Origin of the sequence: Actinomyces sp. S6-Spd3 (assembly GCF_000758755.1) — a bacterium.
Classification (GTDB): Bacteria; Actinomycetota; Actinomycetes; order Actinomycetales; family Actinomycetaceae; genus Pauljensenia.
On record NZ_JRMV01000279.1, the window covers coordinates 44,932 to 67,874 of the forward strand.

The window sequence follows — 22,943 nt, forward strand, 5'->3', positions numbered from 1 at the left end:
GCCAATTGGCATGGCGCACGCCGATTCCCCCGTGACCATCACCTCGACTGTCACAGACCCGCATTCTTTCCTGTCTGATTCTCAGGCACAGTCTGCCAGCCAAAGTCTCAGCAAGCTCAAGTCAGGTGGCCTCGACGCCTACGTCGTCTTGGTTACTGACTTTTCGGATCAGGCACCGGTGAAGTGGTGCGAGGCCGCAGGAACCAAATCCGGCTTGTCGAATTCTTCTCTTGTCCTTGTCATCGCCACAGAGCAGCGCGTTGCCGCGACCTGCGGAAACACCGATCAGAAGGGAATCGCTGACTCCGCGGTGGTCAGCGCCTTCGCTGCCGCGAAGACGGAACTTGGGAAAGCAAATCCACTTGATGCAGACACTGTCGTTTCGGCAATTCAGGCCTACTCTTCGAGCTTGAAGACCGCCCAGTCCAGCGGAGTGACAACAACAAAGACAAGGGCAACAAGTGCAGCTACGCGTTCGTCTACCAGCACAAGCGATAGTTCGGCCTTCCCGCTGGGTTCTATTTTTCTCTTCCTCTTATTCTTGATTCTCCTCCCGATTATCCTCGTCGCGGCCATCGCGCGTTCGCAGCGCAAGACCCGAAAGATCGTTGTCGGCACGCAGGAACAGCAAAGGGTCCAGTCGACCCTGGACCTTGCACGAATGCTTCTTGACGCCGACGATGTCGTGCGCGCAAGCGAGGATGAGATCGAGTTTGCTCGCGCTCAATTCGGCCCCGATGCCGTTGCTTCCTTCTCCAGTGCGATTGATAACGCGCGAGCCCTTGTGAGCCGAGGATTCGCCTTGCAACGCGGAAATGAGGACGGATCGAATCCTGTTTCCACCCAGGAAATGAATGACTTCATCAACCGCCTCAACGCGGCGATGAACCAGCTCGTTCAAGAAAGACAGAGCTTCACTGAGCGCCGAAATAAGGAAGCAAATATCGGCGAGCAGGTCAGCGATCTTCTCGACTCGATCGCACAGACACGCAATCAGATTTCGCAGGCTGAGATGGATCTGCAGACCCTCAAGCTTGCGTATTCTGCCGAGGCCATCGCTTCCTTAATCGGTCGCCCTGACCAAGCACGCGCGCTCCTTGATCAAGCTGAGACGAGTGCAAAGGAAGCCCTCGCAGCTCAGCAGTCCGGACAAAACGCCTACGAGACTTTAGAAGTTGCACGCCGTGCTCTGGCTCTTGCTCGCCACCAGCTTGAATCGATTACCCAAGCACCCGACCAGCTTGCTCGTTCTTCCGAGCTTCTGACCGCTGCGATCGGTTCGATCACTTCCGATATTTCTGATGTCACCCGATTGAAGGCGGATCCAGTCGCCTTCAAGCCCTTGGTAGATTCAGCTCAGGCTGCCATTAGCGGCGGCCACGCTGCCCAAAACGGCCAGGGCGATCCCCTCGCTGCTCTGGAATCCTTGCGTCTTGCGGAGGCTGCGCTTGACGAGGCCTTGGCTCCCCTGCGCAGCGCTGAAGAGCGCGCCCAGCGTGCTCAATCGGGAATCGACGCGCTCCTTTCGCAGGCTGATTCAGAGGTCGCGCGCGCGAACCAGCACATCACAAGCCACGGATCCTTGGTCGGTTTCGATGCGCGTTCCCAGCTTTCTTTTGCGCGCTCCGCACTCCAAAATGCCCACTCATTCCACAACCAGGGCAACGACGAGAGTGCTGCAACCCAGGCACGCACAGCAATTACCTACGCACAGGCAGCGATCACAGCCCCGCTCACCACTCCCCAGCCGTCATCCGGAAGCCGTATTGCGGATGGCCTCACCGGAGCCCTGGTCTGGTCGGTTCTCGACAGCATCCTTTCCTCGGGCGGCTCACACCGTCGTTCCTGGGATAGCGGTTGGGGCGGATCAAGTTGGGGTGGCGGGGGCTCCAGCAATAGCGGCAGTTTCGGTGGTTTTGGCGGATCCTCAGGAGGCTTTGGCGGCTCCAGTGGATCAGGTCACACCGACTCGTTCTAATTAAGGTATAGTTCAACCAACATCCCTTTCCCGCATCCCAAGGAGAAAACAATGGCGGAAAAGCAGACCATTCTCGGACGCATCTCGCAGCTGGCCAAGGCCAACATCAACGCGCTCCTCGACCGCGCTGAAGACCCGCAGAAGATGCTCGACCAGCTCATTCGTGATTACACGAACTCCATTGCAGAGGCAGAAACCGCAGTCGCACAGACCGTCGGCAACCTCCGCTTGGCTGAAAAGGATTACGAAGAAGACGTCGCAGTCGCCGCAGACTGGGGACGCAAGGCAGCCGCGGCCTCGGCGAAGGCTGAGGAACTGCGCGCGGCCGGTGATCAGGCTGGCGCACAGAAGTGGGACGACCTCGCACGCGTCGCCATCGGCAAGCAGATCCAGTTCGAAGGCGAAGCAAAGACCGCTGAGCCCATCATTGCCTCGCAGCGCGAAGTTGTCGAGAAGCTCAAGACCGGTCTGACGCAGATGAAGGACAAGCTCGGAGAGCTCAAGATCAAGCGCGATCAGCTTGTTGCCCGCCAGAAGGCAGCCGAGGCTCAGGCACAGGTTACCGATGCTGTTTCCTCGATCAATATCCTCGATCCTTCCTCCGAACTCTCTCGCTTCGAAGACAAGGTTCGTCACACCGAGGCACTCGCACAGGGCAAGGCAGAGGTCGCCGCATCTTCGCTGGACGCTCAGTTTGCCGAGCTCGAGACCGATGCTTCGCAGGTCGAGATTGAAGCTCGTCTTGCAGCACTGAAGCAGCAGAACTGATTCATCACATAAAAAGTGTGGGCCCTGGATTCCAGGGCCCACACTTTTGCGTTTTAGATGTAATCGAAGGGATCGAAGGCGTCAATGTCGATGATGTGAATGCGCGGAAGCTGAACTTGGAAGGCATGCGCGTCGTATTCGAGGTCGATAATTTCGAGTCCCATGTCCTCAAGTTCATGGAATTGGCTCGAAAGGAATTCCTTGAAGCACATGATCCCGACGCGATGCCCATTCTCAAGGAGTTCTTGAATTTGGGGAAGGAAATCCGCATCGTGTGAGGCCAAAATGACTGACCCCACGCCCTTGTGGGCGATCGCCTCGAGAGTGCGTTGGATACCAACGTCAACGACTTTCATATCCTCGGGACCCGCCAAGGGCAGCGCACGATACCCCATCGCATGTAGCGCTTGAATAAAGCCCATGGGCAAATAACCGGAGCTCCCGTTCAGGAAGAACAGGCCGCGCACGTGCTGGTTCCAGAGCTGTTCAGTCGCCTCGCGAATACGATCCCAACGGGGGCGTTCTTCGGGAGTGGGGCGGCGTTCTAAAACGGATAGGCCAAGGGTGGCGTCAATATTTTCGCCATCAATCAGGAGGTAGGTCTCTTCGACGTCAACGGGATCCATAGAGCAATCCTATATTGCCCTTAGGATCCCGTTGAGTGTTTTTACGCGCGCCCCGTCACCTAGTCTTCTTCGACCCAATCAAAAGTTCTGGTCACGGCCTTCTTCCACAGACGGTAGGTGCGATCACGCTCGGCGGCATCCATCGTGGGAGTCCAGCGTTTTCCTTCCTGCCAGTTGGCCACGATGTCTTCGGTTCCTGACCAGTAACCAACAGCAATTCCAGCCGCATAGGCCGCGCCCAGTGCAGTCGTCTCAATGACTTTCGGGCGAACAACGTCTACACCACACAGGTCGGCTTGGAACTGCATGACGAGGTTGTCATGCGTCATTCCACCGTCAACTTTAAGTTCCTTGAGTGGCACTCCCGCATCCGCGTTCATTGCGTCGAGGACTTCGGCGCTTTGGAACGCCGTCGACTCTTCGACGGCGCGGGCGATGTGTCCCTTGGTGACATAGCGAGTCAGTCCCACAATTGCCCCGCGTGCATCAGAACGCCAGTAGGGTGCGAAGAGTCCTGAGAATGCCGGAACGAAGTAGACTCCCCCGTTATCGTCAACGGTCTGAGCAAGTGCCTGAATATCCTTCGATTCTTCAATGAGTCCCAGGTTGTCGCGCATCCATTGGGTCAGTGAACCGGCGATGGCGATCGAGCCTTCAAGGGCGTAGACCGGATCCTGGTCACCGATCTTGTAAGCGACTGTTGTGAGCAGACCGTTTTCAGAAAAGACCGGCTCGGTACCGGTATTCATCAGCATGAAGCAGCCAGTTCCGTAGGTGTTCTTCGCCATACCCTTTTCAAAGCATGCCTGGCCGAAAGTTGCAGCTTGCTGATCACCGAGGATGCCCGAGATCGGGGTATCGATGAGCAAGCCATTTTTCCGTCCATAACCGTAGATCTCAGAAGACGACTTGATTTCGGGGAGCATCGACATGGGGATCCCGAAGATCTCGCATACGTCCTCACGCCACTGAAGCGTACGGATATCCATGAGCATCGTGCGCGAGGCGTTGGTGACATCGGTGCAGTGCACACCGCCATTGACCCCGCCCGTCAGATTCCACAAAACCCAGCAGTCGGTGTTGCCGAAGAGGAGGTCCCCGGCCTCGGCACGCTGACGCGCTCCCTCAACGTTGTCGAGAATCCACTTAATCTTTGAGCCTGAGAAATAGGGCGAGAGCCCGAGGCCACAGATCTGACGGAAGCGATCAGGTCCTTCCTCCCCCTCGAGTTCTTTTACGATCTCGGAGGTCCGCATGTCTTGCCAGACGATTGCGTTGTAGACAGGTTCTCCTGTGTTCTTATCCCACACCACGGTGGTCTCTCGCTGGTTTGTAATTCCAACAGCCGCAAGAGAGTGACGGTTAATTTCTGCCTTTTGCAAGGCTTCGGCAACAACTGTTCGCACAGAACCCCAAATTTCCATCGGGTCGTGCTCTACCCATCCTGGATTGGGGAAAATCTGAGTGAATTCCTTCTGCCCAACGGAGACAATTTCACCGGAGTGATTGAAGATGATCGCTCGTGTGGAGGTTGTTCCTTGGTCGATCGCCATGACAAATTTTTCGGTAGTCATGAATGTCCTTTCAGAGTTGCTGTCACGTCGTTGTGCACTACTCGGGCGCAAGCGAGAAAGTAGATTGCGGCAGGGATGACGATGCGCACTCACACAAAAGAACACAGCGCCACGAACCACGATCCGGGAATCTTTCTAGTATCTCATTCATTGCGCGCTCACCATAATTTCGATGAACATTTGTTCACGCCTGAGGATCTCCCATTCTTGATTTGACTGGGTTCACTTGCTCGCTTTTGGCGTAAACACGCGCCTCATCAAATGTATCCCGCTGCACGCTTGTGCATGGCATACTAGGAAATGTGACGATACGTGACGAGCAGGCGCATGAAGCAGCCTCGATGTACTACCTCCAGGGGCAGACGATGGAAACCATCGCCCGCCACCTCGGTGTGTCACGTTCCTCTGTCTCCCGTCTACTGACCTACGCACGTAATTCGGGCTTGGTCCGTATTTCTGTCGCCGCGACTCCCGGGAACCGGGGTTCGCTTTCCGGGCAGATCAACGAGATTTTCGGAGTCCACACTTCGGTTGTTCCCGTCCACGATATTCACACCGAAGTCAATCGCCTCCACAACGTTGCTCGCGTCGCTGCAGAACGGCTAGTTGATCTCTTAAAGCCCGGTGACACTTTAGGAATCGCCTGGGGTAACACGACATCCGAGGTCACACGGTGTCTACCTCGAGTCAACCTTCCGGGGTCTACGGTTGTCCAGCTCAACGGCGCAGCAACAGCAACAGAATCCGGCTTTCCCTACGCCGACGCAATTATTTCACGCGCTGCGACTGCACTTGGCGCACGCATGGTTCACTTCCCCGTTCCTGCATTCTTTGATTTCCCAGAAACTAAAGAAGCATTGTGGAGAGAACGCTCGATTACCTCCGTACTTGCAACGATCGATTCGGCAAATGTCGCTCTCTTCGGTGTCGGTTCTCTTTCCGCGCGTCTTCCTTCCCGCGTGTACTCCGGCGGATTCCTTGATGCTGACGAAATCGCTCAGGCACAAGAAGACGGCGTCGTGGGCGACGTGTGCACGGTCCTCATTCGCGAGGACGGCTCAACCGATATGGACTTAAACCGTCGCGCTTCGGGTCCTTTCCCCGAGACCTTGAAGAAGATCCCGAGGCGTCTTGCCGTCGTTGCGGGCGCTTCAAAGGCTCTCCCGCTTCTGGGAGCTCTACGCGCGGGAGTTATTACCGACCTTGTGCTTGATGACGGCGCTGCGCGCGAGCTTCTTGACCTGATCCGTCACCGCACGCACGCCTAAGCTCCGATGCGTTTCAACGGAGCGCGCGTGTATGCAAATAAACAGCGACCGGCCTCGTCATTGACGAAACCGGTCGCGAAATGTTTGAAGATCAGCCCAGGCGCTTGACCAGCGGGAAGGGGATCGTTTCACGGATACCCTGGCCGGTGAGAACCATGAGCAGACGGTCGATGCCCATGCCCATGCCACCACACGGCGGGAAGCCCTGCTCCATGGCGATGAGGAAGTCTTCGTCCATGACCATGGCCTCGGGGTCGCCGTTGGCGGCCGCAAGCGCCTGCGCCTCAAAGCGCTCACGCTGAACGACCGGATCGGCAAGCTCGGAGTAGGCGGTCGCCGTCTCGAAGCCGCGCACGTACAGGTCCCACTTTTCGGTCAGGCCGGGGCGCGAACGGTGGTAACGGGTGAGCGGGGAGGTGTCCTCCGGGAAGTCGTAGACGAAGGTGGGACGCCACAGCTTGTTGCCCACTAGTTCTTCGAAGATGTCTTCAACGATCTTGCCGTTAACGGCGTAGTCGTCGACCTCCAGGCCGATGCGCTCCGCGTACGTGACGAGGGTCTCGCGCGGCGTCTCCACCGTGATTTCTTCACCCAAGGCCTCGGAGGTGGAACCGTACAGGTCGATATGATCCCATTCACCTGAGAGGTCGTACTCGGTGCCATCTGCCAGCGTGACGATCTCTTGACCTTCAGATAGGTCGAAAGCATCGCGAGCCGCCTGCTGAATCAGGTTACGCGTCAACTCGGCCATGCCGTTGTAATCCGAGTAGGCCTCGTATGCCTCCAGGGAGGTGAACTCGGGGCTGTGCGAGGAGTCCATGCCCTCGTTGCGGAAGTTGCGGTTCATCTCGAAGACGCGATCCACGCCACCGACGACCGCACGCTTGAGGTAGATCTCCGTTGCGATGCGCAGGTAGAGATCGGTATCGAGCGCGTTGATATGAGTGATAAAGGGGCGAGCTGCGGCGCCGCCGTGGATCATCTGCAACATCGGGGTTTCGAGTTCGATGTAGTCGCGGCGGAAGAAGTTCTCGCGGATCGAACGGTTGACGGCCGCGCGGATACGGATCATGTCGCGCGCGGCGGGGCGTGTGATCAGGTCGAGCTCACGGCGACGGATGCGTTGGTCCTCGGACAGGGTGATTTCTTCGCCGTCTTCGGTGGTCCAGGTCTTGGGCAGGGGGCGCAGCGCCTTCGAGGCGATCGCCCACGAGGCGTCGGGAGCGGGAAGGGCTGTCGGGGCGGCGGCGTAGGCAGCCTGGGACTCGGGGGTAACCTCGGCCGGGGTTGCGAAAATCGACAACTCGCCGCGCTTGGAGGAGATCACGCGGCCGTGGACAAAGAGGTGATCACCCAGGTCGACGTCGTTCTTGTAGGCGGCCAGGGACTCGGCGCCAACGGAAGCTGCGGAGAGCATGACCTGAATCTTGTTGCCTTCGCCGTCCATGAGGGTCGCGAAGCAGAGCTTGCCACCGTTGCGCGCAAGGATGACGCGGCCTGCCAGGCCCACATAGTCCTCGGTCTCTTCGCCGGCCTCGAGGTGCGCGTACTTCTCGCGCACCTGCTTAATGGTCGTTGTAATGGGCAGGCGCACCGGGTAAGCGGGGATCCCCGCGTCCATCAGGCGTGCACGCTTGGCCGCGCGAACTTGTACTTGCTCTGGGGTGTCGTCAACAGGCGAATCAGTCATGTTCCCATCGTAGCGAAAGCCGAAGACATATCGAACTTCCAGCGCCCGCGCTGAGCAATTTCACACGCCTGAGCTCTTCAAACCTAAGTTTTGGGCTTGAGACGAGGACTCTGGGACATGCCCCAGAGCTGCCCCTTTTTCAATAATGCGATTGTGTGAATCGACGAAAACAACGCTGGGAACCACCGAACGCACCTGCGACTCGGGGACCTGTGCGTACGCCATGATGATGACCAGATCGTCAAGATTTACTAGATGAGCAGCAGCACCATTGAGCTGGATGACACCGCTCCCCCGCTCACCGGCAATCGTATAGGTCGACAGGCGCGAACCATTATTCACGTCTGCGATATCCACCTTCTGACCCGGAACAATGTTGGCGGCGTCGAGAAGATCCTCGTCAATGGTGATGGAGCCGACGTAATGCAGGTCTGCACCCGTGACTCGCGCACGGTGAATCTTCCCGATCACCATGGTTCGGGTCATTTCGCTCATCGAGCGTCTCCAGAAACACTGACCATAACATCCGCATTGTCGATCAAACGGGTCGCCCCCACTCGCGCAGCAAGAAGAATTCGGGCTCGCATTGTTCCTTGCGCTGCCCATCGTTCAAAGGAGGCCCCGCGAAGCTCGGGATTAACCTGGTCTGCTGCGCTCCCGCTTCCCGCAAGCAAGGTGAAATCATCGTCATCCACAATTGCGACATAGTCAGGCTCAACGCCTTCTTCAGCGTCGAGAACCTGCTGGGCAGCACGCAAGACTTCACTGACGGGCACCCCGAGCGCAGCGGCAGCCCGGGCCTCGTCAATCGCCCGGGAAAGAGCACGCGCGTGCTCACGCTCAGCATCACTGAGGTACTGGTTACGCGAAGAGAGAGCAACACCATCACTATCGCGCACAATCTCTACGCCCTGAATGCGCACGGGGATATCAAGATCGCGGACAAAAGTTCGGATCACAGCAAGCTGCTGAGCATCCTTTTGACCAAAAAGCGCGACCTCTGGGCGGATCAGGTTCAGGGCCTTCGTGACAACCAAGGCGACACCCGCAAAGTGCGTCGGACGCGTTGCGCCTTCAAGGATGTGAGCGACAGGGCCAGCATCGATACGGGTCGTTGCGGGAACCGGATAAGCATCGTCATTCGAGGGAGCCCAAACGACATCAGCACCCACTGTCGACAGGGCCTCCATATCCGCATCCAGAGTGCGCGGATAGGCATCATAGTCTTCTCCCGGCGCGAACTGCGTGGGGTTGACGAAGATCGTGACAACGACGTGATCAGCTAGTTCGTGGGCTTGCCGAACGAGTTCCAAATGGCCTCGGTGCAGCGCTCCCATAGTCATGACGAGCGCCACGCTACCTTCAAGGGCACTAAGAGCCGCTGCTAGTTCTTCACGGGTATGCGTCAGTTGAGGCTTTGGATTCATGTAAATAATTTTTCACCGAAAGGTACCCGAGGCGCCATTTTCACTGGGGTCTAACAGGTCACTTTTCGTCCATAGCACGCAGGGCCTGGCGAATTTCTTGGGCAACAGGGGCGCTGATACGCCCCTCAAACTCCAAAAGATCCACGGTGTGGAGCGTCATCGAAGCGTAGGTCTTGCTGACTTCACGCAGGCGCTGCCCCCACTGGCCTTCTCCTTCAAGGTCTTCTTCGAGAGCCTTGGCTTCAAGGACTCGAAGGTGAGTGCGGATGGTTCCCGCATCACCTCGCGGAATCGGTCCGGAAATTCCCCGTTCTCCTGCTCGAAGCGCACGATCAAGCGCGGCCTCGCACAGAGGACGCAGGAAGGTCCCAGGATCTTCGATCCCGACAGTCGTCAAAACCTGCTTTGCCTGCGCAACAACTGCTGCAAGGAAATTTGCCCCGTGGTTCAAGGCAGCGTGGTAAACGCCGCGGTCTTCTTCGGAAACCTCGAAGGGCTCTCCACCCATCTCAACAACAAGCGCCTGCGCAATGGGAAGCGCGATGGCCGGAGCAGTCACAGCAAAAGGAGTACCGATCAGGCGAGGAATATCCACCGACGTGCCCGTAAAGGTCATCGCGGGGTGAATTGCCAGCGGAATCGCACCCGCTCGGGTTGCGGGTGCAAGAACTTCAATCCCGTGCGCTCCTGAGGTGTGGACGACCAGCTGCGAAGCCTTCCATGCACCGAGTTCCCCGAGGCCGGACACCAACCCCGCGAGTTGATCGTCGGGTACGGTCAGGAGAACCAATTCGCAGCTGCGAACGATCTCTTCTACGGGCAGGACCGGTATTCCCGGCAGGAGCGCGTCGGCACGTTCTCTCGATTCTTCGGAGGAAGCGCTGACTCCCACGAGTTTGTGTCCAACTGCGCGTAGGGCCGATCCAAGGACCGGACCGACGTGCCCCATGCCGATAATGCCAATGTCTAGGCGTCCGCCACGCATGTTGAACCTTACTGTGTCACTGGTGATGTCTCAAAGCCTGAGCGCACACCATTCTCCATGCGTAGCATCCACTTTTCGGGAGGCTCGCTTGCTCGCGTGACATGCCCGAGGTGGAGCAAGGTTTCCAGGTCCGCACTTACCTGCGTGGCATCCTGATGTTCCGCTTTCATGGTGAAGGGACCGGGAACCAAATGCATGTGAAGGGTGGCAACGCCCAGGGCGCGTTCCAGCGGACCTGCCTTCGCACTGACGGACTGCAAACGCGCGATAGGTGCCCAGAAGCTCTTGCGCGTAAGCCACCCGTCTCGGACAACGAAAGTCGTCCGAGTAATTGCGCGGGCACGACGTTTGAAGAGGAATGGATCCAGAATGAAGGCGCGAGCTGACATTCGGACAAAACCGTTGCCATCCCCTGTTCCTGCGAGCGCAGCATCAACGAAAGTCTGGATGTCATCGACCCCGAGGTCCTCGATGACTGCCCACAGTGCAAAGTTCACGTCCCGGCGTGTTCCCACGGGGATGAGGACATGAGAGCTCTGCTGTTTATTTTGATCGGTATCTTTTGCCCCGTAGCCCGCCTGCAGGATCAGCACGCGATACCACCCGAAGAAACGCCACAGGAATGGCTGCTGGATCTCAATCGCGTGGATTCGCCTGGGGGGAATTGTCTGAGAACGTGTGCTCAGGAGCCCGCGACGCAGGCGCAGGCCGTCCGGGGAAATCGCAAGGCGGAAGTTGGCCTCGGAAGCAAAGCGATTCCAATGGAAGCTCGCAACGGAGAGCCCCACCATAGCCACACCACCGAGAGAGGCGGTGATTCCCGCCAAACCGATATAGGGAATACTTGCAGCGCCGATAACAATGATCACGATCAATGCCAAGACAGAGACGAGCGCGCTCATCGAAAGAAGCTGCGAGCCGAGAAGGCGCCCCATTGGCACTTGGTACAGTTCCCGTTCGGGCGCAACTGGGATTGTGGATGGCGCAAAGACCTCACCCGTATAGCTGAAGTTTGCCGGCTGAGGCATCGCTCCCGGTTGTGCGGGCATTGCCGGAGCTTGCGGGTATTGACCTTGCGGAACAGGGCTGTAGGGTGCCTGGGTACTCTGCGCGCTGCCGTAGGGAGCCTGGGTGGGAGCGTAGGGGGAGGCAGCCTGGGGCGCTCCATACGGTGCCGCGTACCCTTGGCCTCCCATTGCCGAGGCCTGGGCTGGGCTCTGTCCGCTCATCTTCAGTCCTGCTGCGCGAGCAAGAATTTCACCGCGCAAGGCTTCTAATTCAGAGACCTTGAGGAAACCGATAGTGATATTTGAATCCGAGCCGCCAGCAACCTCAACGTCGAGTTTCCCCAATCCAACAAGGCGTGCAAGGACCGGCTGGGTAATGTCCACCGCTTGGATGCGGTCAAGCCGCGCGTGACGTTGATTCCGGTTCAGGATGCCTTTGCGGAACCACAAAGCTGAATCAGTGAGCGCGTAGGCCGTCACTCGCCATTGAAGGAAGGTGTAGAGAAAAAGAAATGCGATGACAAGAATAGACACCAGCGCGACAAGGAAAAGCCTGTCCATAATGGCGTTTCCAAGCCCGGCGTTCATCGCTTCTTGGAGTTCATTGAGGTTTCGCACGGTAGCGAAAGCAATGATGGCAACAATGATCGGCCACACCTCGAGAAGAGGAGTGATGATGTGGACACGTCTCCACAGCGAGGGGTCCACTCCCTGGTCTGCTGCAAACGTTCGCTGCGCAGAATTCATGATCACAGCCCCGCCATCTCAGCGCTCCCGCGCTGCGCAAGGTAGTCGCGGAGTTGGGCAGCTTGTTCGGAGGGAATGCCGTGGAGGTGAGCTGACGTCTGGGTCGATGCCGTGTGAATCACGATCGAGGAAATTCCGAACATACGCGCAATCGGGCCCTCGGAGATATCGACATACTGGATGCGGCCGTAGGGAACAATCGTCATTGAACGGAAGAACGCGCCTCGACGGATGAGGAAGTCATGCTCTCCCTGTGCCCATGCGAGGTTGCGAACTTGGCGTCCGATCAGCCATAGGAAATAGAGCCAGAGGAGGCCGACACACACAAGTGCTGCATAAAGAAGTGGCTGTGGGAATTCCTCCAAGATCTGCGTCATGACGACAATGGGGGCCGCAATGATGAGGAAGAAAACTGTCAGGGAAATCCGACGAACAGTTGCCAGCGCACGCTTGACGGGATTGAAGATCACGCCCTGCGGTTCGAAGAGGGCACGGGAGGAGTTTTTGCTCATATAAAAATGATACGGGCAGACTCCGTCATCTCCGACAATCTCACAAATAAAATTTCACACAGTGGACATTCAGGTTTCGTCCAGAAAATTCACTCAAAATGTTCACTATGACGGAATTTGAGAACAATGGAGAAGCACGACTTCTCGTCGTTGACGATGAACCCAATATCCGAGATCTTCTGGCCTCATCACTGCGATTCGCAGGATTCGATGTCATCACGGCAGAAGACGGTGCCTCGGCATACCACCAGGCACAGGAAGAACGCCCTGATCTGATCGTCTTGGACGTCATGCTTCCCGACATGGATGGTTTCACCGTGACCCGCCGCCTGCGCGACGCCGGAATCACCATCCCCGTTTTGTTCCTGACCGCTCGCGACGATATGCGTGACAAGATCCAGGGCCTCACGGTCGGCGGCGACGACTACGTCACCAAGCCCTTCGGCCTCGAAGAAGTTGTTGCACGCATCCGCGCAATTCTGCGCCGCACGCTCGGCGAAAGTGGCGACGATGGCAAGCTCCGCGTCGCAGATCTCGTCATCGACGAGGACGCCCACGAAGTGACCCGCGCTGGCGTGCCGATCGACCTCTCCCCCACCGAGTTCAAGCTTTTGCGCTACCTGATGATCAATCAGGGACGCGTCGTTTCCAAGATGCAGATCCTCGATCATGTGTGGGAATACGACTGGGACGGCGAAGTTGCGATCGTCGAATCCTACATTTCCTACCTGCGTCGCAAGCTTGCTGTCGAAGGCGCAAGCGGCGAACTGATTCACACCAAGCGAGGCGTTGGATACATCCTCCGAGACGAAAACTAAGAGATGTATCCTCGCGGGGTCGTATACAAATTCTGGTCGTCACGTTCGTTGACGGCCAGAATTGTTGCGCTTACCACGCTTCTTTTGACGCTTGGTCTTTCCCTTTCTGCGACGGTCATGATCGGCCTTTTGCAACGTCACTTGGTTGCACAGGTTGACGATGAACTCTCGTCGACAGTTCTATCGCTGTCCTCGAAAGTCATCGAAACACCGCAGGAACTCGCGAAAGAGCCCAGTCTTCCGACTCTCTACTACCTGAACATCCACCGGGACACGGAAGAGGATGTCACCCTACTGTCGGCCTCGACGCGCGACCACGCGGGTAAGCCACTAGTCCCCGAGCTCCTCAAGCCCGGAGAAAGCGCGAATACAGCTAGCGGATGGACCGACCCCATTACCGTCGAATCGACGAAGAAAGGCTCGATGTGGCGAGCCGTCATTGTCCCCATCACGCGCAAGGGTGAAACCACCCCATCGGGAACCCTCACCGTCGCCCTGCCCCTCAACGACGTCCAATTCACCATCCAAAACATGGCGGGATACGTTGCGACAACGGCAATTGCGATCATCGCTATCGGAACAGGATTGGCAACCTATCTCGTGAGGCGTGCGCTTTCTCCGCTGCGTGGCATCGAGACGACAGCGGGTGAGATCGCTGCGGGAGACCTCACCCAGCGTGTTCCTTTCGCGCCGCCTTCTACAGAAGTCGGCTCACTCTCCAAGTCCTTGAACTCCATGCTCTCCCAGCTTGAGCAATCGTTCGCCGCACGCGAAGAATCGGAGCGGAAGATCCGACGCTTCGTCTCCGATGCCTCGCATGAATTGCGCACTCCTCTTGCCGCAATCTCCGGCTACTGCGAGCTGTACTCGATGGGTGGAGTCCCAAGTGAACGCACAGGCGAAGTCATGGGACGTATCCGCTCTGAATCAACGCGCATGAGTTCTTTGGTTGAAGACCTCTTGACTCTGGCGCGCCTCGACGAGGGACGCCCGCTAGAAATCGTTGACGTCGACGTTATCGCTATGCTGCGCAATGCTCGTTTCGATCTGTCGGCTCTTGACCCAACCCGTCAGGTTGAAATTGAGAGCTTTGATTCGCAAGAACTCCCTCAATCCGTGTGGATTCAAGCCGATCGCGATCGACTCCAGCAGGTACTGACCAACATCATCGGCAACATCGTGCGCTACACGCCTCGTTCGTCACCGGTTGAGATCGCCGTCGCCCAGCGCCCCTCCAACGTTCTCATCGAGTTCAGAGATCACGGTCCGGGTATCGCTAAGGAAGACTTCGAAAAAGTCTTCCAGCGCTTCTACCGCACAGAGAACTCACGCGCGCGATCCCTCGGCGGTTCGGGACTTGGTTTGTCGATCGTCTCGTCGATCATCTCAGCCCACGGCGGGCACGCGGAACTCGCCAAGACGCCGGGCGGGGGGCTAACCGTCCGCATCACCATGCCGATTGTGCAGTCCAAGGACCGCATCAACACACAGCCCGATGCATAAACGCGCTGGGAGATATCCGGGCGGGCGCTGTGTTGCCTCTGCGAGTTTTCTCGCGTTAAGATCACGGCCGTGCCAAGTGCCACGAAAGTGGCTAGCATGGCAAAGTAACATTGTCAGACTAGGAGTGAACGCTCATGGGTGCCGATGCACCTCAGTGGCTTTTTAGTTCCTTTGTGGACGCGATGCAAGAGATCGGGGCGAGCGCCCCGATTCCTGTTCTTGAGGCAGAAGCGCGTGACTTGATTTCTCGGTGGAATGCCCGCGGACGTTTTCTTCACAACACCCGTCACCTGCTGAAGACCCTGTCGCGTATTGACGAGATCGCTTCAACCGCGCACGATCCCGACGTACTTCGAGTTGCTTTGTGGTACCAGGGTGCAGTGCTCAATCGTAGTTTTGACATCTTCCGCCGCGGCGAAACGGGCGACGAGCAAGAGTTTGCGTCGCTGTATCACGCACGTTCACGCATGGAAACTCTGGGAGTGAGCGAGGATGTGATCTCGCGTATCCAAGAGCTCATGATGGCTCTCTTCACTCATCGCGCGGATCCTTCCGATATGGACGCTCAAGTCCTCATCGATGCGGATTTGGGAATGCTTGCCGCAAGCCCGCAAGATTTCAAGCGTTTCCGTGAGGCCTTGCGCCAAGAATGTACAGACTTGTGTGATCTTGAGTTCTTCCGCGCACGCCGGTTAGCAATTCGAAAGATCTTGAAGCGCGAGCAAATTTTCCACTCCCCTTTGGCCATCGGCTGGGAAGAAACGGCGCGCGCCAATCTTGAGGCTGAAAGCACGAAGCTGACGCGCCTCCTGAAGGACGCCGAGGCCGCCGGTGAGATCACCGATAGCGACGACGACTTCGACGTCGAGGATGGCGCACAGGAGACTTCCCTTGACACTCCCGCCTCGGGGACGATGATCATTAGGCGCCGCCACCTCAATATCAAGAACCACACTCAGCCTTTTGACCGCGTTGATGAGGGGCTTTCCGCTCCTAGTTTGCCTTACGCAGTTGTTGAGTTACCAGAGTCAAAGATTGCGCTCACCTCAGAGGATCTTTCCACTGACGAGGCCGCCTCGCAGGAAACCCCTCAGGTGCAGCCGACCGGTGACCTTGGTGGTGTTTCTTCGCTGAGTGATGCTCCTACAGGTAGCCTCCCTGTGGATGCGACGCCGACAGATACTACGCTTGCCGGCGATGCGACCGTCAGCGCCGCGGCCGTCGACAGCGCACAAGATGACGCTACTGAAGCAAGCACAACGCCTCTTGCCGGGGTTCCAACAGTCGAGCGTACTTTGGCTCCCGCCGCTTCAACAACGGGCTCTGAGATGGCTCCGAAGAACGCAGCGGACGAGGACGATACTTCGTCTTTGGAATCCGCTATTGAGGACCTTGATATTCCTGCACCCCCGCCGTTGTCCTGAGTATTTTCTTATTTCATGTCTTGTGAATCGGATTTAAGGCGCTGAATCCTTGTATTTGTCCACAGTGCGCGGGTTAATCCTTTTATCCACAGTTTGCAGTACGCGCTCGGCGGCAGAACACTGATTTTTCCTAGGCTGTGAGGACCATTTTTCTCACGCTAGGAGGAATTATGACCGTCTATTCGGTTGACTCTGGCCAGGTCGCATCCTGCGCCTCTCGCATCCAGGTAACTTGCGACAGCATTCGCGGGGAGGTTTCTGCTTTGATGCATGAGCTCCTTGCCCTGAAAGACTCGTGGCAAGGAGCTGCCTCAGCGCAATTTTCGGAGTCTGTGTCGTCATGGCAAACCACCCAAGCACAGGTCGAAACATCCTTGGATCAAATATCGACCTCGCTTTCACACGCCGCACAAGTCTATGCAGATGCCGAAGCGCAAAGTATGGGGCTCTTTGCGCATTAAAAGCCGTTGGGGGGGCGCGCCGCTTGGCGCGCCCCCCCCAACGGGACTTAACCAGAAATGGTGTCTGAATCCTTAGCGGATCAGTACATTCCGCCCATTCCGCCGTCAGCAGGTGCTGCAGCCGGCGCCGGAGGCTCAGGCTTGTCGGCAACAACAGCTTCGGTGGTCAGGAACATTCCGGCGATCGAGGCTGCGTTCTGCAGAGCAGAGCGGGTAACCTTGACCGGATCGGAGATGCCCTGGGTCATGAGGTCGCCGTACTCGCCGGTTGCAGCGTTCAGACCGAAGCCGGGCTCCATCTGAGCAACACGGTCGGCGACAACGCCACCCTCGAGGCCGGCGTTCTCTGCGATCTGCTTGAGAGGTGCGGAGATTGCTTCGCGAACGATGTTGACACCGGTTGCTTCGTCGCCCGAGAAGTTGAGCGAGTCAAGAGCGGAGGAAGCAGCCTGGATCAGTGCGACACCGCCACCTGCGACCAGGCCTTCTTCGGAGGCTGCGCGGGCGTTACGGATAGCATCTTCGATGCGGTGCTTACGTTCCTTGAGCTCGACCTCGGTTGCGGCGCCGGACTTGATGACGGCAACGCCACCGGAGAGCTTTGCCAGGCGCTCCTGGAGCTTCTCGCGGTCGTAGTCGGAATCGGTGGTTTCGATTTCCTTGCGCAGCTGGCGAATGCGAGCCTGGATGTCTTCCTTTGCACCGAGTCCGTCAACGATGGTGGTTTCGTCCTTGGAGACGATGACCTTGCGTGCACGGCCGAGGTCTTCGAGGGTGGCGTTCTCAAGGGAGAGGCCAACGGTCTCGGAGACAACTTCACCTGCGGTCAGGATTGCAACATCCTTGAGGATTGCCTTGCGACGGTCGCCGAAGCCGGGGGCCTTGATGGCGACGGACTTGAAGGTGCCACGAATGTTGTTGACGACCAGGGTTGCCAGTGCTTCGCCCTCGACGTCTTCAGCGATGATGAAGAGGGGCTTGCCGGTCTGCATGACCTTCTCGAGGACGGGCAGCAGTTCCTTGGCGTTGGTGACCTTGGTGTCGACCAGGAGGACGTAGGGATCCTCGAGGACGGCCTCTTGGCGCTCTGCGTCGTTGACGAAGTAAGCGGAGAGGAAGCCGCGCTCGAAGCGCATACCTTCGGTGGTCTCAAGGGTGGTGTCGAAGGAGTTGGTCTCTTCAACGGTCACGACGCCTTCGGAGCCGACCTTCTCGAATGCCTGAGCAATGAGCTTGCCGATTTCGGGATCGTTTGCGGAGATCGATGCGGTTGCTGCGATCTGCTCGGTGGTCTCGACGGGCTTGGAATCCTTGTGCAGCTGGGCAACGATGGCCTCGACAGCTGCGTCAATGCCGCGCTTGAGGGCGATGGGGTTCGAACCGGCTGCAACGTTACGCAGGCCTTCGCGAACCAGAGCCTGAGCGAGGACGGTTGCGGTAGTGGTGCCGTCACCTGCGACGTCATCAGTCTTCTTCGCAACTTCCTTCACCAGCTCGGCGCCGATGCGCTCGAAGGGATCTTCGAGGTCGATTTCCTTAGCAACGGAAACGCCATCCTTGGTGATGATGGGGGCGCCCCACTTCTTGTCGAGAACGACGTTGCGGCCCTTGGGGCCCAGGGTGACCTTAACGGTGTCGGCGAGGAGGTTCAGACCGCGCTCCATGCCGCGGCGTGCCTCCTCATCGAAGTGAATGAGCTTTGTCATGTTCTTCTATCCTTCCGCGATGCGGATTGGACCGATGCCCGCGACGGACGACTCAGGTTCCTCCAGAGCCTCACCGGCCTTAGTGCTTATCACTCGGCACTCCCGAGTGCTAAGTCCAAGTCTGGCACTCTCAGCCTCAGAGTGCAAGACGGGCGACATGAGTTCACTGATAAAGAAAAACCCCGGTACCAAGTACCGGGGAGAAGCTCCCGCGACTGGATTCGAACCAGTAACCGTCCGATTAACAGTCGGATGCTCTGCCGTTGAGCTACGCGGGAAAGCGACAAAAAGAAATAGTACCGATGAAGTGTGCCAAGAGCAAATCCGAAAAGGGCATTCACTCATGGCCTGCCTCACATACCAATCACACCCAATCAGGATTGTCGGTATCCACACCGCTATCGCGAGCAGCACACTCGATTGCAGACGCGAGCCACCACGCAAAACCATCGAGCTGCGAGTCGTAGTGCGAGCGGAAACGCTCATCGTGAATGTAGGAACGAGAAATCACATAGTGCTTCGCAGGAGTCACCGGGAAAAACTCACTGAGTAATTCCCGATGCAAGGCGACAAGAGCTGCCGCCTCCTCACTATCGGGGGCAACACCCTTGCGAATGGCTGCGATCATATCCTTTTCGACCTGCTGAAAACGGTCAGCGTTTCCCTGCCAGTCCGCCGCACTCCACGACGCAGTGCGGCGCTGAGATTCCTGCCAGTCGTCACTGTCACCGTAGAGTTGTTCAGCTTCCTCCTGATGCGCGGCAAAGTCAGCATCCCCAAGGATTGCCCCAACTTCTTCCACGCTGAGAGAATTTTCGTTCATTGCATCCTCCAATAAGGTATCGATTGCTGCAATCATCTTGTCCGTCTGGTGGCGATGGGCAATAAGGCTCTCTCGCTGACGTTTGAGGTGCACAATCGCAGAGTCATCGGATTCAAGGAGCTCCTTGATATCCATCAGTTTCATTCCCGTCGCTCGATAGATGATGATCCTTTGGACCCGAGCACAGTCCTCGACCGAGTAGAGCCGGTAGTTTGACCAGCTCCGTTCGACAGGCGCGAGGAGCCCCTGTGCCTCCCAGTGGTGAAGCGTTCGCACAGTCACCGAAAAGCGCTCAGCTACCTCGCCGACAGTGTAAAGAGTGCCGTCGTTACTCATGTCAATCATTGTGAAGTCTCACGTCACGTCATGCTCAAGTCGAGTGCGCACGTGGCTCACTTGCGTGGCCGCGGGCGGCGGCAGGGCCTGGCCGGGCTTCGAACCGACGCGCCGAGCGAAAGCTCGCAGCGCGGAAGGCGAGCGGGCGGGCCGGCGCACCCGGCCGAGGTTGATGCTTGGACAAACCGTCGCGTGCAAAGCGGAAACCCCGCCCTGCCGTAGCAGAACGGGGTTTCACAGCCCATGACGGGCGAAAGTCTGAATGAATCAGACGGGGAAAGTCACTTAAGGGTGACCTTGCCGCCGGCCTCTTCGATCTCAGCCTTAGCCTTCTCGGCGTCTTCCTTCTTGGCGTTCTCGAAGATGGTCGAGGGGGCGCCGTCAACCAGGTCCTTGGCTTCCTTGAGGCCCAGGCCGGTCAGAGCCTTGACGGCCTTGACGACGGCGATCTTCTTGTCGCCTGCGGACTCGAGGACAACCTCGAACTCGTCCTTCTCTTCAGCTGCGGGGGCATCGCCTGCGGCGGGAGCAGCAACGGCAACGGCTGCGGGAGCAGCAGCGGTGACGTCGAAGGTCTCTTCGAAGAGCTTCACGAAGTCGGAGAGCTCGATGAGGGACATTTCCTTGAAAGCTTCGATGAGCTCGTCGTTGGAGAGCTTAGCCATGATTGGCATCCTTTCGATTTTGGCCTGCTACGTGAGCAGATTGTGGATGTGATCGCAAAGGCGGTTGCCTTTGCGGGCCTGTCACGTCAGGCCGCTTCGCCCTGCTTTTCACGCAGAGCATCGATGGTGCGCACCGTCTTGGACGGGAGCGCGTTGAAGGCGTATGCCGCCTGAGAGATCTTCGCCTTGAGGGCGCCTGCGGCCTTGGCCAGCAGGACCTCGCGAGACTCGAGATCGGCAAGCTTCTTGACTGCCTCAGCGGAGAGCTGTGCACCCTCCATAGCACCGGACTTCAGTACCAGCTGAGGATTCTCCTTGGCAAAATCACGCAGCGTCTTGGCAGCCTCAACGGGCTCACCGGTGACGAAAGCGATAGCGGTCGGGCCCTTCAGGTCGGCCTCGAGGAAATCGAGACCAACTTCGCGAGCCGCCAGGATCGCCAGCGTATTCTTTGCCACGGCGTAGGTCGCATTCTCGCCCAGGCCGCGACGCAGCTGCTTGAGCTGGCCAACGGTCAGGCCGCGGTACTCGGTCAGCAGGACAGCGTCAGCTCCGCGGAAACGCTCCACGAGCTCAGCAACTGCTGCTACCTTGTCGGACTTCGCCATGGTCCTCCTTTCAAAACTTCGCCGCCGGACGCACAAAAAAGCCCGGCACGCAGGAAAGCGGCCGGGCTCAATAAAACCCACTTCGAAAGAAGTCACTCACCTGCGTCGGATGCTTTCGCACTTGGAATCCACCGAGGTGGATGACCGACGGTCTTCGGCAACGAATAGACTAACACGCCCGCACGCATGAATCCACCCTGGCAAATGTGGATCAGCACACCTCATGGACGAGGCGGACGAGCACCAGCCGCCCACCTCAGACGAGGCGCCATCCCGCAGCCCGTGAGCGAGCCTCCCAGAATCCTCGGTATTGCCCCCCAGTATCCGCGAAGAGCTGCGCATGAGTACCAATTTGTGTAACACGCCCATTCTCATCGAGGACGACAATCTGGTCAGCTGCCGTGATCGTATCAAGCTTGTGGGCAATAACGATGAGGGTCGCGCTACGACGCAATGCATCCATAGCCGCAGTCACGCGGTGTTCATTCTCGGGATCAAGGGCGCTGGTGGCCTCGTCAAAGAGGACGATGGGTGCAGCTTTAAGGAGTGCGCGGGCGATTGAAACGCGCTGACGTTCACCACCGGAGAGGGCACGTCCTCCCTCACCGACACGAGTCTTCCACCCAAGTGGCAGGCGAGCGACGATTTCATCGACACCGCTCAGGCGCGCAGCTTCATCCAGCTCGGCGGAACTTGCATCGGAGCGACCGACACGAACATTCGCCTCGAGGGTATCGTCAAACAAATAGACGTCTTGGAAAACCAAAGAGAGCTGGGACATGAGTTTCCCAGTATCCCAGTTACGAACATCTCGATTCCCCACACTTACAACGCCGCTATCCACGTCATAGAAACGCGCGATGAGACGAGCAATCGTCGTCTTCCCGCAGCCTGAAGGACCGACAATCGCAGTCATCGTTCCCGGCTCAACGCGGAAGGACACACCTCGTAAGACGGGTTGATCGGCCTCGTAGGAGAAAACAACGTCCTCGAGTGCCACGGATGCACTCAACGCAGCCAAGTCATCATTCTGCCCATCGTCCGAGGCGGTAGGGAGCTCGGGCGCGGAGAGGATCTCATGACCGAGGTCAAGGACCGGACGCCGAGTCTCAAAGGCGGAGGCAAGCAACCCAATGTCAACAAGAATCTGCGTGAAGCGCAGGAGCAGACCGATCGCAACAACTGCCTCCACGGGGCTGACGCTTCCACCGACCGCCAGCAAACCGATCGCACAGATCAGTGAGACGACAACGAGTTGCGCAGCCATACCATTGACGATTTGCCCGAGCGTTTCCCGGATAAGCGAGCGTCGGGCGGCCGCCCCATACAATTCTTCCGCTCGCCGGAGAGGTTCATAGGAGGCGGAGCGCCCGCAAGCGCGCAAGGCTCCCTGTTTCGTCGCATATTCAACAATGCGGTGAGACACCTCTCGGGCAGGAGGTTCTTTCAACGCGGAGCCTGAAAGCAAGCAGCGTCGCGCAACCCACACTCCCCCAGCAACGATCGGGACTGAGGCTAGGCACACCACCCCTAGAACCGGCGAAAAGACGGAGATTCCTACAAGCATCGTCAGTGAAGTGACGATCGCTGCAATTAGGGGCGAATACATATGGGCAAAGATTTCGCCGAGCATCATGAGTTCGCGAGAGACAAGGCGCGAGGTCTTCCCGGCCGTGTCCGCACGGAAAGCACCAAGAGGCAGAGAAGCGATCTTATCTCCGATAGCGCGATGCATATTCGTAAGGAAATCGAAGGCCACCACGTAGGAGCGGATGGCTAGAAAGTACTCCAAGATAAACGAGGCCACTGCACACACGGCGAGCGCGATGAGCCACCCACGTAAGCCCATACCCCACGCGGGTTGTCCTGATGTCAGCGCAATCGCCGCCGGAATGAATGAAATCAGGGAAAAACCCCGAACGAGTCCGACAATGCAGGACAGGTACATAACGTGGGAGAATCCGGTGCGCCCCTCAGAAGAGAGAGGCTCACGCAGCCTGGAGATCAGCTCGAACAT

Annotated in this window: 20 protein-coding genes and 1 tRNA gene; 7 read left to right on the forward strand and 14 right to left on the reverse strand. The window is 57.9% G+C overall.

The genetic code is table 11. The features are described 5' to 3' along the window. Positions 1-10 precede the first annotated feature (10 nt). Complete coding sequence (locus HMPREF1627_RS06515; RefSeq protein WP_234305275.1) at positions 11-1,978, forward strand: TPM domain-containing protein; 1,968 nt, start codon at positions 11-13, stop codon at positions 1,976-1,978. A gap of 51 nt (positions 1,979-2,029) precedes the next feature. Then, positions 2,030-2,746 (forward strand): PspA/IM30 family protein, encoded by a 717-nt coding sequence (locus HMPREF1627_RS06520; RefSeq protein ID WP_034502222.1) that lies wholly within the window; start codon positions 2,030-2,032, stop codon positions 2,744-2,746. 53 nt (positions 2,747-2,799) lie between these two features. Here HMPREF1627_RS06520 and HMPREF1627_RS06525 read toward each other — a convergent pair whose 3' ends face one another. Beyond that, entirely contained in the window at positions 2,800-3,372 is a 573-nt protein-coding gene (locus tag HMPREF1627_RS06525; protein ID WP_034502223.1) for an NYN domain-containing protein, read from the reverse strand. A 59-nt stretch (positions 3,373-3,431) separates the two neighbouring features. Beyond that, positions 3,432-4,946 (reverse strand): glycerol kinase GlpK, encoded by a 1,515-nt coding sequence (gene glpK / locus HMPREF1627_RS06530; RefSeq protein ID WP_034502225.1) that lies wholly within the window; start codon positions 4,944-4,946, stop codon positions 3,432-3,434. Between the two features lie 341 nt (positions 4,947-5,287). Between glpK and HMPREF1627_RS06535 the strand changes: the two genes are divergently transcribed. Beyond that, positions 5,288-6,214, forward strand: a complete 927-nt coding sequence (locus HMPREF1627_RS06535; protein ID WP_034502421.1) for a sugar-binding transcriptional regulator — start codon at positions 5,288-5,290, stop codon at positions 6,212-6,214. Positions 6,215-6,305: 91 nt separating this feature from the next. On the opposite strand, the gene HMPREF1627_RS06540 is transcribed toward HMPREF1627_RS06535, so the two are convergent. The 6 genes from HMPREF1627_RS06540 to HMPREF1627_RS06565 are packed head-to-tail and all read right to left on the reverse strand — an operon-like array spanning position 6,306 to position 12,582. After that, positions 6,306-7,904, reverse strand: coding sequence for a lysine--tRNA ligase (locus HMPREF1627_RS06540; protein WP_034502228.1), 1,599 nt, complete (start codon positions 7,902-7,904; stop codon positions 6,306-6,308). A 60-nt stretch (positions 7,905-7,964) separates the two neighbouring features. Further along, positions 7,965-8,399: an aspartate 1-decarboxylase gene (gene panD, locus HMPREF1627_RS06545; RefSeq protein WP_034502230.1), complete on the reverse strand. Its 435-nt coding sequence runs from the start codon at positions 8,397-8,399 to the stop codon at positions 7,965-7,967. Continuing rightward, a complete protein-coding gene (gene panC, locus HMPREF1627_RS06550) occupies positions 8,396-9,331 on the reverse strand; it encodes a pantoate--beta-alanine ligase (protein WP_034502232.1) in 936 nt (311 codons plus the stop codon). The genes panD and panC overlap by 4 nt, the downstream gene beginning before the upstream one ends. A 58-nt stretch (positions 9,332-9,389) precedes the next feature. Continuing rightward, a complete protein-coding gene (locus HMPREF1627_RS06555; RefSeq protein ID WP_034502234.1) occupies positions 9,390-10,316 on the reverse strand; it encodes a Rossmann-like and DUF2520 domain-containing protein in 927 nt (308 codons plus the stop codon). Positions 10,317-10,324: 8 nt separating this feature from the next. Continuing rightward, positions 10,325-12,070 (reverse strand): PH domain-containing protein, encoded by a 1,746-nt coding sequence (locus HMPREF1627_RS06560; RefSeq protein ID WP_034502423.1) that lies wholly within the window; start codon positions 12,068-12,070, stop codon positions 10,325-10,327. 2 nt (positions 12,071-12,072) lie between these two features. After that, the gene (locus HMPREF1627_RS06565; RefSeq protein WP_034502236.1) at positions 12,073-12,582 is read right to left on the reverse strand and encodes a PH domain-containing protein; all 510 of its coding nucleotides are present in this window, start codon (positions 12,580-12,582) and stop codon (positions 12,073-12,075) included. A 98-nt stretch (positions 12,583-12,680) separates the two neighbouring features. On the opposite strand from HMPREF1627_RS06565, the gene HMPREF1627_RS06570 reads away from it, so the two are divergent. From HMPREF1627_RS06570 to HMPREF1627_RS06585, 4 genes are all read left to right on the forward strand, one after another. Then, positions 12,681-13,400: a response regulator transcription factor gene (locus HMPREF1627_RS06570; RefSeq protein ID WP_034502238.1), complete on the forward strand. Its 720-nt coding sequence runs from the start codon at positions 12,681-12,683 to the stop codon at positions 13,398-13,400. Between the two features lie 3 nt (positions 13,401-13,403). Then, positions 13,404-14,903: a sensor histidine kinase gene (locus HMPREF1627_RS06575; protein WP_034502240.1), complete on the forward strand. Its 1,500-nt coding sequence runs from the start codon at positions 13,404-13,406 to the stop codon at positions 14,901-14,903. 134 nt (positions 14,904-15,037) lie between these two features. After that, entirely contained in the window at positions 15,038-16,327 is a 1,290-nt protein-coding gene (locus tag HMPREF1627_RS06580) for a hypothetical protein (RefSeq protein ID WP_034502243.1), read from the forward strand. A gap of 170 nt (positions 16,328-16,497) precedes the next feature. Continuing rightward, on the forward strand, positions 16,498-16,788 hold the full coding sequence (locus HMPREF1627_RS06585; protein WP_034502245.1) for a WXG100 family type VII secretion target: 291 nt from the start codon (positions 16,498-16,500) through the stop codon (positions 16,786-16,788). Between the two features lie 80 nt (positions 16,789-16,868). Here HMPREF1627_RS06585 and groL read toward each other — a convergent pair whose 3' ends face one another. The 6 genes from groL to HMPREF1627_RS06615 all read right to left on the reverse strand — a co-directional run bounded on the left by groL (position 16,869) and on the right by HMPREF1627_RS06615 (position 22,943). Next, positions 16,869-18,494 carry a chaperonin GroEL gene (gene groL / locus HMPREF1627_RS06590; protein WP_034502247.1) on the reverse strand — a complete coding sequence of 542 codons (1,626 nt, stop codon included), beginning with the start codon at positions 18,492-18,494 and terminating at the stop codon, positions 16,869-16,871. A gap of 206 nt (positions 18,495-18,700) precedes the next feature. Then, a tRNA-Asn gene (locus HMPREF1627_RS06595) sits at positions 18,701-18,772 on the reverse strand. An 86-nt stretch (positions 18,773-18,858) separates the two neighbouring features. Beyond that, complete coding sequence (locus tag HMPREF1627_RS06600; protein WP_034502425.1) at positions 18,859-19,653, reverse strand: MerR family transcriptional regulator; 795 nt, start codon at positions 19,651-19,653, stop codon at positions 18,859-18,861. A gap of 281 nt (positions 19,654-19,934) precedes the next feature. Continuing rightward, a complete protein-coding gene (gene rplL, locus HMPREF1627_RS06605; protein ID WP_019126974.1) occupies positions 19,935-20,318 on the reverse strand; it encodes a 50S ribosomal protein L7/L12 in 384 nt (127 codons plus the stop codon). 86 nt (positions 20,319-20,404) lie between these two features. After that, entirely contained in the window at positions 20,405-20,926 is a 522-nt protein-coding gene (gene rplJ, locus HMPREF1627_RS06610; protein ID WP_034502250.1) for a 50S ribosomal protein L10, read from the reverse strand. Between the two features lie 256 nt (positions 20,927-21,182). Further along, entirely contained in the window at positions 21,183-22,943 is a 1,761-nt protein-coding gene (locus HMPREF1627_RS06615) for an ABC transporter ATP-binding protein (RefSeq protein ID WP_034502251.1), read from the reverse strand.